At 55.0% G+C, this 12,122-nt stretch carries 10 protein-coding genes; 5 read left to right on the top strand and 5 right to left on the bottom strand.

Features of this window, described 5'->3' with window-relative positions; all coding sequences use genetic code 11:
- The first annotated feature begins 88 nt into the window (after window positions 1-88).
- From GC56T2_RS14020 to GC56T2_RS14030, 3 genes are all read left to right on the top strand, one after another.
- Complete coding sequence (locus tag GC56T2_RS14020; RefSeq protein WP_144976032.1) at window positions 89-1,255, top strand: metal ABC transporter solute-binding protein, Zn/Mn family; 1,167 nt, start codon at window positions 89-91, stop codon at window positions 1,253-1,255.
- A 429-nt stretch (window positions 1,256-1,684) separates the two neighbouring features.
- Window positions 1,685-3,034 (top strand): cytochrome ubiquinol oxidase subunit I, encoded by a 1,350-nt coding sequence (locus GC56T2_RS14025; RefSeq protein WP_144976034.1) that lies wholly within the window; start codon window positions 1,685-1,687, stop codon window positions 3,032-3,034.
- Window positions 3,035-3,048: 14 nt separating this feature from the next.
- Window positions 3,049-4,080, top strand: a complete 1,032-nt coding sequence (locus GC56T2_RS14030; protein ID WP_144976036.1) for a cytochrome d ubiquinol oxidase subunit II — start codon at window positions 3,049-3,051, stop codon at window positions 4,078-4,080.
- 196 nt (window positions 4,081-4,276) lie between these two features.
- Here the strand turns inward: GC56T2_RS14030 and GC56T2_RS14035 are convergent, their stop codons facing one another.
- From GC56T2_RS14035 to GC56T2_RS14050, 4 genes are all read right to left on the bottom strand, one after another.
- Window positions 4,277-6,235: a beta-propeller fold lactonase family protein gene (locus tag GC56T2_RS14035; protein WP_144976038.1), complete on the bottom strand. Its 1,959-nt coding sequence runs from the start codon at window positions 6,233-6,235 to the stop codon at window positions 4,277-4,279.
- A gap of 96 nt (window positions 6,236-6,331) precedes the next feature.
- Window positions 6,332-8,410 (bottom strand): hypothetical protein, encoded by a 2,079-nt coding sequence (locus GC56T2_RS14040; protein ID WP_144976040.1) that lies wholly within the window; start codon window positions 8,408-8,410, stop codon window positions 6,332-6,334.
- A 509-nt stretch (window positions 8,411-8,919) separates the two neighbouring features.
- Complete coding sequence (locus tag GC56T2_RS14045) at window positions 8,920-9,393, bottom strand: hypothetical protein (protein WP_144976043.1); 474 nt, start codon at window positions 9,391-9,393, stop codon at window positions 8,920-8,922.
- Window positions 9,394-9,490: 97 nt separating this feature from the next.
- Entirely contained in the window at window positions 9,491-9,781 is a 291-nt protein-coding gene (locus GC56T2_RS14050) for a DUF2325 domain-containing protein (RefSeq protein ID WP_033018307.1), read from the bottom strand.
- Between the two features lie 164 nt (window positions 9,782-9,945).
- Here GC56T2_RS14050 and GC56T2_RS14055 point away from each other — a divergent pair, with 164 nt between their 5' ends.
- Window positions 9,946-10,107, top strand: coding sequence for a DUF1540 domain-containing protein (locus GC56T2_RS14055; protein ID WP_081897246.1), 162 nt, complete (start codon window positions 9,946-9,948; stop codon window positions 10,105-10,107).
- Between the two features lie 66 nt (window positions 10,108-10,173).
- On the top strand, window positions 10,174-10,368 hold the full coding sequence (locus tag GC56T2_RS14060; protein WP_033018309.1) for a hypothetical protein: 195 nt from the start codon (window positions 10,174-10,176) through the stop codon (window positions 10,366-10,368).
- A gap of 238 nt (window positions 10,369-10,606) precedes the next feature.
- Here the strand turns inward: GC56T2_RS14060 and GC56T2_RS14065 are convergent, their stop codons facing one another.
- The gene (locus GC56T2_RS14065) at window positions 10,607-12,088 is read right to left on the bottom strand and encodes an o-succinylbenzoate--CoA ligase (RefSeq protein ID WP_144976046.1); all 1,482 of its coding nucleotides are present in this window, start codon (window positions 12,086-12,088) and stop codon (window positions 10,607-10,609) included.
- Between the last annotated feature and the right edge of the window lie 34 nt (window positions 12,089-12,122).

The raw sequence follows: 12,122 nt of genomic DNA on the forward strand, positions 1-12,122 counted from the left end.
TTGGTCAATGACAATTGATCATTTTCAAATCGTAATCATTACGATAAAATAAAAAACGGATATCTGTCAGTCAAGAAAGGAGTTCCCTATGAGAACAACGTCCATCCTTTTATCTCTCCTTTTGACGCTGAGCGCTTTGCTGTACGGCTGTCAATCGAATCCGGAGACAAACGAAGCTCAACCATCGAAAGACCGACTAACGATTTACACGACGGTGTATCCGCTCGAAGACTTTGCGAAAAAGATCGGCGGCGACGCGGTAATCGTAAAAAGCGTATATCCGCCGGGGGCGGAAGCTCATACGTTCGAACCGACGACGAAAACCGTGCAGCAAATTGCCGAGGCGGACGCTTTCATTTACATCGGCCAAGGAATGGAACCGTTCGCCGAAAAGCTGAAAGAAACGTTGCAACATGAGCATGTCCGATTTTTCGTGGCCACCGAAGGCATTGAATGGCTTGAAGCCAACGATGAACACGAACATGAGCATGACGAAGCGCACAAAGACGAACAAAGCGAAAACGATCAGGCAGACCATAACCACGGACACAGCGAAGACAATAAGGCAGACCATAACCACGGACACAGCGAAGACAATAAGACAGACCATGGCCACGGACACAGCGAAGACAATGAGACAGACCATGGCCACGGACACAGCGAAGACAATGAGGCAGACCATGGCCACGGACACAGCGAAGACAATGAGGCAGACCATGGCCACGGACACGGTGACCGAGACCCCCACGTGTGGCTTGATCCGATCCGCTCGATCGTGATCGCTGAGAACATTCGCGATCTGCTGACGGAACTGAAGCCGGAAAAAAAAGAGCAGTTTCAGAAAAACTTCGAAACCGTAAAAACAAAGCTCGAGCGTCTTGACGCCCAGTTCCGATCGGTCATCGAAAAAGCACCGAAAAAAGAAATTCTTGTCTCCCACCAGGCGTATGGATATTGGGAAGACCGCTACGGCATCAAGCAGCTGAGCGTTTCCGGGCTGTCGCCAAGCAACGAACCGTCGCAAAAAGCGCTGGCGCAGCTGATCGAAACGGCGAAACAGCATCGGATCCGCTATATGATTTTTGAGCAAAACGTTCATCCGAAAACAGCGGAAGTGATTCAAAACGAACTCGGCGCCAAACCGCTCCGTCTTCATAACTTAGAATCGCTGACCGCTGAAGATCGAAAAGCGGGGCGCGATTATTTTGCCATCATGGAGGAAAATATTCGCACATTGCAAACAGCGCTTCAATAACCACATCCCGAGGGCGTCTCCACTAGCGATGAGACGCCTTTTTTTGTCGCCGCATGGCCTCCTTCATCGATCGCGCTTGCCCCCAACGGGCCGGTGAAAAACCGCTAATTCCCTTCATCAATGGGGGCAGGACCGATGCAACAAGGTTTTTCTCGTTGAAAAATGAGATGGCAAAGCCGTATCTACGAGTAAATCACCGGCCCTCCAAGCCAGCGCGGTTAAGAACGAACGCTTGACGCCCCGATCAACATCACGCCTATTTCAGGCCCCAAGCTAGCGCATTAAGGACGTCCCCCTTTTTGCACCTTTGACTAGCGAGAACTTCCTTCTTCTTGCTCTTTTCTCTCGCGGCAACAGAAAAGACGACATTCGGAATAACTTACGAAACATTGGCAGACCATAAAGAAAAAAAGAAAGGAATGGCTGAACGTGGATGATTTGGTGATTGCCCGCAGCTTATTCGGGACGACGATGGCTTTTCATATCATTTTTGCCACGCTGGGCGTCGGAATTCCGCTGTTGATTTTATTGGCGGAGCTTCTGTACCAGAAGACGAAAGACCGCGATTACGCCGTTATGGCGAAACGGTGGACGAAAGGATTGGCGGTTTTGCTTGGGGTCGCCATTCCGTCCGGCACTATCGCTGGGGTGCAGCTGTCGCTCTTATGGCCGGGGTTTATGGAAGTGATCGGAAAGGTGATGTCGCTTCCGTTTCAAATTGAGATTTACGCCTTTTTTATTGAAGCGCTGTTCATGTCGATTTATGTGTACGCCGCTGACCGCATCTCTCCATGGATGCGGATCGTCAGCGTGTTTTTTGTCGCCCTCGGCGCCAGCGCTTCTGCCATTTTGATTACGAATGTCCATGCGTTTGAAGGCACACCGGCGGGATTTCGGATCGAAAACGGTGAAATCGTCGATGTCGACCCGTGGGCGGCCTTTTTCAATCCAAGCTTTTTCGTCACGGCCGGACACGTCGTTTTGTCCGCTTATATGACCGGGGCGTTCGTGTTGGCTTCCATCGCCGCTTATCAGTTATTGCGCGCCCGGCAGGACGAACGAGTGCGCCGGTTTCACCAAAAGGCGCTCAAGCTCTCGTTGACGGTCGGCGGCGTCTTCTCGCTGCTGACCGCGATCAACGGCCATGAATCAGCCCAGCTTCTGCACGAGTACCAGCCGGAAAAACTGGCCGCCGCTGAAGGGCTGTTTGACACCCAATCCCATGCCCCGCTGGCCATCGGCGGATGGACCGATCCGGAAACGCAATCGGTCAAATGGGCGATCGAAATTCCATGGGCGCTCAGCTTTTTAGCCGGCAACCGTTTTGACACGGTCGTCAAAGGGCTGAACGACTTTCCAAAAGAATGGTGGCCGCCGCTGTTTGTCCACACGCTGTTCAACGCCATGGTAGGGATCGGCATGTTTCTTTTGGTTTTGTCCATCGCGGCTTGGATTTGGCAAAAGCGGCGAGCTTCTCTCGATTTTCCGCGCTCGTTTCTCTACAGCTTCGTCGCCGCTGGGCCGCTGGCAATGATCGGCATTGAATGCGGCTGGATTTTCGCCTGCACTGGAAGACAGCCATGGGTCATTTACCGGATGATGAAAACGGAAGACGCCGTCACGCAAACGGAAAATTTAGCGCTCTTGTTCGTGTTATTCGTGGCCATTTACGTTTTGTTGAGCATCGCTGTCGTGCTCGTGCTTCGCTACTATTTCCGCCGCCATCCAGTGGCAGATGACCTGCGACCATCGCCTGGCGAAGACACTTTGTCCGTCTAGAAAGGAGAACGTTGATGACAAACGAGTTGATCGCTGTTTCGGTGCTGTGGGGATTTATTTTCATCTATGCGGTCATGGCGACGATGGATTTTGGCGCCGGGTTTTGGTCGATGATCTACATCCATCGCGACAGAGCGAACGCCACGAAGATTGCGAACCGCTATTTATCGCCCACCTGGGAGGTGACCAATGTCTTTATCGTCGCGATTGTCGTCGCCTTGTTCAGCTTTTTTCCCGGCGCCGCTTTCCTGCTCGGGACAGTGCTGCTTGTCCCCGGCAGCATCATTTTGATCTTGCTCGCCATCCGCAGCGCTTTCTTGGTCTTTGCCCACGTGGCGAAAGAATATGAAAAAGCGCTCACCTATATTTCCGGCCTCACCGGCATTATCATCCCGGCTCTGCTTATCAGCGTACTGCCAATCACGCATGGAACGTTCATCGAGGTCGATACGGGCGTTCCGACGCTCGATTTGAAACGCTTTTTTACGAGCGCCCATGCCTATTCCTTTATGGGCTTTGCGATTTCGAGCACACTGTTTCTCTCGTCTCTCTTATTGGCGGATTACTCGCTTGAAGCCGGAGATCGGGAAGCCTACCGCCTGTATCGGCGCGACGCTTGGATTACCGGGCCGATTTCGCTGCTAATGGCCGCAGGCATCATGTTGACGATGCGCAACGAAGCGGCATGGCTGTATGACAACATGATGGAGTATTGGCCTTGGCTCGCCGGCTCGGTAGCGATGTTCGCCGCCGCGGGCATGGCGTTGCTGCTGCCGTCGGCGAAGCATCCGGGCGTGCGGGGACGGCCGCGGTTGGCGGTCGTCGCGATTGTCATTCAATATTTTCTCGCCAGTTACGCCTATGGAAAAGCCCATCTGCCCTATATGGTGTATCCGGATGTGACGATCGAGTCGGCCTTTACCCATCCGGACACATTCCGGGCGCTGTTTGTCTCCTACATCGTCGGCTTCCTGATTTTGTTTCCGGGCTTCGTCTATTTCTGGCGGCTGTTTATGCACGACAAACGCTATGTGCGGCCAAAATAAACAGACAGAAAAATTCCATGGGCAGCGGTCTGCCCTCCACCCGGGGATGAAAATCACCGCTCGCCGGCGTGGGATTTTCACAGAAAACGCGCGGCCAAAATAAATGGGAAAAGGCGCTCCACACAGCTAGAGGCGCTTTTCCCCAGACCGCCGCGCGACGGGAACCCCGCAAGGCCTGTTTCACCGTCTCCCCTCGCTATTGCAACGAGCGAACGTAGGCGGCGATCGCCGCGATTTCCCCCGGGGTCAACGTCGACACTTCTTTCGTCCGATGGCGGCGGATCGCTTCCTCGATCGTTTTCGCGCTGCCGTCATGCAAGTACGGAGCGGTCGCCCAGACGCCGCGCAGCGTCGGCGTATCCCACTGCTTCGGCGTCCGCGGGTTTGTGAACCGGGCGCGGGCGTCGCCTTGGGAGGCATGGTCCTTCGGGCTGGCCGTGCCGATATCATGCAAATAAGCGGTATTGGCGGTCGTCAATTTGCCGTCCGGCCCGACCGCTTTGCCGCTGTCGGTGAAATATTCGCCCCCATGGCAGCGTAAGCAATTCCCTTTCCCGTTAAAGAGCCGCTCCCCTTCCTGCGCTTCCTCCGTCAAACGGCCGTCCGCCTTTCGATACGGGCTTTTCGGCACCGGGAAGGAGCGGGGGTCATTCAAGTAGGCGAGCATGGCGTCAAACATATGCTGGACGTTCGGCGGCAGCGGCTTGGACGGGTCGATCACCGTCATGCCGCCCATCTCACCTTGCACCGTATGAATATAGTCGGTAAAATCGTCGCGCGAGCCGTCCCACATAAACAACCCCGTTTTCGTCGCCAAAATGTTGCTCGGCACGTTGCGCGGCCCTTTCGCGGTCATGAGCGTCAAGCCGTTGATGTCGCCGTCGCTATGGCATGACGCGCAGCTCATCCAGTTATTCCCCGTTATATTAATGGCGAATTCGTCGCTGTTTGCGCTGTAAAAGATCGTTTTCCCTTCGCGCACGAGCGGAGAGAGCGAATCTTTGGCAATGAGGCGGATCGTGCCGTCTTCCTGCTTCGCTTTCGCATACGGGCTTTTTCCACCCGTATTGATCACCGCGACATCATGGCTCATGGCGTTGTGGACGTACAAGACGTTTCCCGCGGGCGAAATTGCCACCCCGCGCGGATTGTTGCCGTGGATGCGGCGCAAAATTTGCGTCGCCTTGCCGCCGCGGCGCAAGTCGAAGACGACGAGATCCTCGCTGCCGGACATGATCGCATACGCTTTGCCGCCGTCCGGCGAAAACGCCACATCGTACGGATTGGAGACGATGATCGTCTCGTTATGGACATCGGTGACATTGATGGCGGCAAACAGCTCTTTCCGCTCGTTCGTCAACTCAACGTCGTTCGTCACATCAATGACCGAAATGGCTGGAAACACCGTTTCCTCAAATTGAATCGGCGTGTCGACGTTCGTCAATAAATGCGGAACGTACGCCTTCTTCCCGTCCGGCGCGATGACGATTTGCTCGAGTGTGTTCGGGAGGCCTTGGCTTTTTTTCCGGTCGGCTTGATCCGGCGACGGGGCGAGGGCGATTTCCTTGATGACCTTCCGTTTTTTCGCGTCAATCACGGTGACTTTCGCGGCCAAATATTGCGTCACGTACAGCTTTCTTCCGTCCGCTGTCAGCGCCAGCGCCCGCGGGCGGTCCCCCGCTTGGATGTCTTTGATTCGCTTCCCGTTCTCGGCGTCAAACACCGAGACCGTGCCTGAGCGGTAGTTGGCTACGTAGACTTCCGTCCCGTCGGGGCTCGTGACGATGCCGAACGGCTCGATGCCCGTTTTCCAACGATCAATGACTTTCCGCTTGGCAAGCGACACCACGTCCACTTCATCATCATACATGCAGGAAACATACAGCGTCCGGCCATCCGGGCTGAGCGCGAGCTGGCGCGGCTCGCGGCCGACAGGAATCTCCGCCTCCTTTTTCTTCGTTTTCGTATTGACGATCGTTACCGTATCAACGTCAATGTTGGCGGTGTAGACATAGCGTCCGTCGCTGCTGATGGCGATGTTGTCGCCGTGCGCCGGGGCGTGCCTTGTCGTTTTCGGCTTTTCTTGCCACGCTTTTTCGGCTTGGCAGCCGGCCAACAAGACGGCCGCCGCCACGGCGAACCACCATGTGCGCATTTCCATTCCCCCGTCTTTTTACGAAAATGATAACCATCCTCAATTTTACAAAGGAAAGCGGCGAATCTCAGTCGCATTCGCCGCTTTTTGTTCTTATTAGTTGCTGCCGGAGCTGGCTTCGATTTTGACCGTCCGCAGCACCGGCGCGACGCCGTATTTGCCGCCGGCTGACTGCACTTGCGGCACATGGTCGCGGTCGGTGTTGCCCAATGTTTTCCCTTTGATGTAAACATCCCCCGTATCCCAAAACTCGCTCGCCTGCATCCCTTCTGCAAGCGTCGGCCCGTCAACGATCCGGTCGTAAAAGTCGACGTAGCGGGAGATGATCGTTTCGCGTTCCAATGCTTTCGCCGTCTCACCGGCTTGGTCGTTGTTCAAGTTTTGTAGCGCGACGCGGAACACGCCCGACAACGCGCCGGCGAGCCATGGGGTGTACTCGTCCTCTTTTTCACCGGTATGGTACACATGCCATGTTTTATCCCAAAAATGGCGGTCCATCGCCTCGTAAACACGGCGCGCCGCATCGCGGTACGCTTCGTTTTTCGTCGCCAAAAACGCCGCCGTCAGCCCGCGGATGGCGCCAAGCTGGGCAAGCAGCGTCGGCTCCTCTTGATCCGGCCCTTGGCCGATCGTGTAGCCGTTGGCGACCATCCCGTCTTTTCGCATCAACTGTTTCAAAATAAAGTCCGCTTGCCGGCGGATCATCTCAAGCGCCCGCTTTCCTTCCGGCGTGCCAAGCCCTTTGGCGCTCTCGCCGCTCGCATAGCCGACCGGCAGCCCATCAATGGCGCGCTCAAAAATGCGGAGCGCTTCCATCGTATAACCGGCGTGGAACGTATCGACCCGCTTTCCTTGCTCATGGCCGTCATGTTCGGTCACAAACGCACCCGCCTGTTTGTTGAAATGCATGGCATCGATGTTGCGGAACACTTGCAGCAGGACGTCGCGGTTGACGGAATACGGATCGTCGGCCGTGCGGTCGTTGGCTCGATCGGCATCGACATTTTCCTTCGCCGCTTTCGGGAACGGGCTTCCGTCAAACACGGCCAAAAACGCCGGATTTTGGTTTTGGTTTTCCGGACGCTGGTCGGTCATGCCGAAAAACTCCGCCGCCGGCCAAAGCATCAGCCATTGATCCACAAGCAAGCTGCGGGGATCTTTGACGACCAGCTTCGCCGCATCCGGGGCGAGCTCGCTTCCCCCTTCGGCCACTTCCACGGCGTGCGGCAAATAGACCAATCCGCCGCTTGGATTGTAGCGGCTGCCCGCTGCGTTCGTCAACATTTGTCGCTTCGCATCATAAAACAAATGATCGCGGATAAAAGCAAGCTTGTTCCATATTTGTTCCGTCAAAATCATCCCTTGCAGCCCGTCGGCGGAGCTGACACCAAGAGCGACGTTCCCGCTTCGGTCGTCGTTTGGCGTTTTCGCTTCCACTTCTTCATCGCTGTCTTTTTGATGGAAATTGCCCAAAAAGTCGCCAGCCCAAAGCGCCTGCTTCAAAAAGACGCCGCCGTAAGCTGCTGGCGTGAGCACTTTCTCCATTTTTCCGCGATCCCAACGGAGCGATTGAAAATCGACTTGATAGACGGGAACGTATGTACCGTCATCATTTTCCGCGTACACGTCCGTGTCGACCTTCTGCGCATAATGCGGGTCGCCGCCCGCATATTCAATGAACGTCGGAAACATGTTGCGGAAAATTTCCTCGCGCGGATAGCCGACGCTGTCAGCAAGTTCATAAAAACGGTCGGCAAGTGCCTGATCGGCAGACTTTTGCTGTTGTTCCGCGCGCTTTTTGGCGATCGGGCCGTGAATGAGATGAAGTCCGAGCCCGGACTTTTCCACGACTTCGTACATCGCCTCTTCCGAATACTCGTACGACTCGATGCCGGCCGTATAGTCAAATTTCGTCGGCTTGTCAAGTTTCCTGGCATCGAGCGTATCCAAGTCCAGTCCGAGCCCTTCCGCCAGCGGTTCGCCGGAAAGCTCAAACTCCGAGTAGGCAAACATATTGCCGGCCGTATCAAACCGATCGTCCGCTACCGGCACGTGCAGACGCGGCGCTTCCGCTGAACGTTTGTCCTCTTTTTCCCCGACGCCGGAACAGCCGGACGCCAACAGCAGCGACACCGCCGCCGAGGTCGCCATCACTTTCCAAGGCATGCGTTTCATCGTTCGTTCCCCCAAACATCATTGATGATCGTTTAGCAGATCCCAGCACGGTTGCTGTTGCGAAAGAAAAACCGCCGTTCCCGCCGTGCCGGTCTACCGCGATCGATCTGGATGGCCTTCCCCTTTTCCGTACCGCTTGAGAACCATGGCTGAACACCGTCGCTTTTTGCGGGAGACGCTAATGATTGAATCACGCAGACCGCTTTCCAGCCTAGTTTCTCAAACGGAAATCGCTTCTTCCCCTCCTCATCGGTCAGAGGAGAGGATCTTTTTTGATCGAACTCTCAAGGCGGCTGGTGATGTAATCGCGCAAACGGCTTTACCATGTCATTTCTCAATTCGAAAAACCTTGTTGCATCGGTCCTGCTTTCCGCTCATTCTCTCATTGGTTAAGGGAATGGGCGGCTTTTCACCAGCCTTCAAGATCGTCCAAAGAAAAGGGGATCGCTTTATTAAATAACGATTTTCATTCTCATTAACGTCCATTATACACCATCATCCCATCGCAGTTAAGCGGAAATCCATTCGATGCGCCGTCCCCCTGTCCATAAAAAGCAACATTCCAGCTCGCACGGGCAAAATCCAGCCGCTTTTTGACATACAGCTGGAGCCGTTTCTTTGCAGCGGCGAATCGCTTCCTCTTCTTCCCGCCATAACAGCACGCGGACGCGGTCGCGGTAAATGATGTACACTCGTTCCTCAGCTTCAGCAGCCATTCCGAGCGGCCGATACGCCGCTTCCTCGGCCGCGCCAAAAAACTGCAGCAAATGATCGGTCACTTTCGCCAACACAATCCCGTAGTGCAGCGGGGTCGGAAACGCCGACAACGACAGGAGCGGGCGATACATCTCGATCAGCTTGAGCAACTCTAGCGGCGATCGCAAGGAAGGGGCGGTTTCGCAATACGCCTCGACGACGCAGCGGAGAAAACGGTGAACAGCGCCAATCCCAGCGCTTGGCAACTCCTGATGTCCCATTGGCATCGCTGCCACCTCCTCATATCTTTTATCAACGGCGAAAAGCAGCTTATCCACCTTCTCCCCCTTCTCCCCCTTCTTTTTCCCGCTTGTCCGGAAACATTCATCGGTGCGCTTCCAACTGTTGAATGACTGAGTGAATCGAGCTCCACGACCGTCTGGCAAAATAAATGGGCTTGTCTTTGCTTTTCGCTTTTTCTTTCACTTTTTTCGCCAAATTGTGGTTCACGTAATCGATCATCACTAAAATGGCATCAACGTGCTCGGGAATATCCTGTCTTACCATATTCACTTTTCGACCGCTAATATGAATGATCTCGCGAAATCCAGAATCGGCCAATTTATCGGAAATGTTGCCCAAATGATCAGCTCCAACGACAAGCAACGACGCCATAAACGCCATTCTCCTTTCCCAATCGTTTTGTTTTTATTTTAATTGAGAATGATTATCTATGTCAATAAAAACCTTCGTTTCAGCCAATGATTGCATTCATAAATTCGCCGGGAAGCGCCATACTATGGATGCAGTCGATTTCATGACAACAAGGGGGATGACTGATGGCGAAGGATGTTCTTTGTGAAGTGCGCAACTGCCACTATTGGGCGGAAGGAAATCGCTGCAGCGCTGAGGCCATTTATGTCGTCAGCCATACGGGAAAGATGGCATCGGATTCATCGGAAACAGACTGCAAAACCTTCATTCCTGCCGATGAAGCGTAACGTCCAGCCCATCGAGCGCTGCCTGTTCCAGCGGGCGGCGCTTGCCTCATGTAAGGGGGATTGACGATGAATAAGCGCCTAAGCCTCATTCAAGCGTTTCGGTCCGAAATGAAGCGGGCTGCCCGCGGAACCGCTTTGCTCCACATCAACTCGTTCACTAATTTATGGGAATATGAAATTGGGGCATTTGATGGGTTGCCGAAGGATATCGAACGGCTTGTCGCCGACCGCGCCGCCGAGCTCGGGCTGATGGACGAGTAGGCCTGAACCCCTGCACCATCGGCTCTTCTTTTTCACACGTTCGCTCATGGATGAGGACAACTCCTGTTGTTCACCCACTTTCTAGAAATCCGGTGAAAAACCGCTGTCGCACACCAATCGATGGCATTTTCATTCAAAAGAGAAAGCTGGTTCTGCAGAGTTTTTCTAATTGAGAAATGAGTGGCATCAGTCGTTTTCGCACTAAATTACCAGCCTCCTAGAAAAAAGCCGGCGCCCGCTACGGACGGGACGCTGGCTTTTCCTCTGCCGGAATGAGCGTTTTCAGTTCACGGCGCAGCAATTTTTGGGCGGCGTTGCGCGGCAGCCGGTTGACGAAGTAAATGCGGGCTGGCACTTTGTATTTCGCCAACCGCGCGCGACAGAACGCGCGCAGCGCTTCTTCATCCGCTGCGGCGCCCGGTTTGAGGCGGACGAAGGCACACGGCACTTGCCCCCATGTTTCATCCTCGATACCGGTCACCCCCGCTTCCTCAACGTCCGGATGCGAAAGCAGGACGGCCTCGATTTCAGCCGGATAGACGTTTTCTCCTCCGGAAATGATCAAATCGGAGCGGCGGTCGAGAACGTACAAAAATCCCTCTTCATCCAAGTAACCGATATCGCCAGTGTACAGCCAGCCGTCGCGAATCGCGGCCGCTGTCGCCTCAGGGCGGCGCCAGTAACCTTTCGTCACGTTCGGCCCTTTGACGACAATTTCCCCCGCTTCGTACGGAGCGGCCGTCTTTCCATCGTTCTCGATGCGAAGCTGAGCGGGAAAGAGCGGTTTGCCGGCCGAACCGAGCTTCGTCAAGCTGTATTCCGGGGCAAGAGTTGCTATTTGCGATGCCGTTTCCGTCATGCCGTACGTTTGATACACCGGTATGCCCTTGTCTTTGCACGCCTCCAAAAGCGGCCGCGGCGCCGGCCCGCCCCCTAGCAGCATGCAGCGGAACGTATCCGGATAGCGCGCATCCCCAAGCGCTGCAAGCAACCGCTGCAACATCGCCGCCACGACCGACATGACTGTCACCTCGCCGCGCATGATCCAATCGTTCGCCTCTTCCGGATCAAACGATGGCTGCAAGCGCATCGGCATGCCATAGATGACGCTGCGCATCACGATCGACAAACCGCTGATGTGAAAGAGCGGCACGGCGGCAAGCCAGCAATCGTTCTCCTGCACGCCCAAATTAAGCGCTGATCCGACCGCGCTCCACCAATGGTTGCCGTACGTTTGCATCACTCCTTTCGGCGCTCCAGTGGTGCCGGATGTATACATGATCGTCGCCACATTGTCAAGATCACACGTCTCTTTCTCATCGACCTCCGCTTCCGGAAGCGCCGCCAGTTCTTCGACCGATAGAACGCGGCCGTCGCCGCCCAATCGCCCCGCCAAATCATTATCGGCAATGACGAGCCGGGCACCGCTGTCGTCAAGTTGCCAACCGAGTTCGTAAGCCGTCAGGCGCACGTTCAGCAACAACACCCGAGCCCCAAGGAAAAACAAGGCGTGAACGAGCTCCACCATTTCGATGCGATTTTTCATCAACAGCGCGACGATCTCGCCCTCTTTGACACCGGCCCGAGCGAGACGGCGCGCCCAAACGGCCGCCGCTTCATGAAGCGCCGCAAACGTTTTTGACCGTTTTCCATCGCTAACCGCGACTCGCTCCGGCGTCAAAAACGCCCGTTGCTTTAGCCAATTCGGCATCATCGTCATCGGCTTCCCTCCGTTTCTTCGTTTGTCAACTGTT

The organism is Geobacillus sp. C56-T2 (assembly GCF_007829715.1).
GTDB classification, from domain to species: domain Bacteria; phylum Bacillota; class Bacilli; order Bacillales; family Anoxybacillaceae; genus Geobacillus; species Geobacillus icigianus.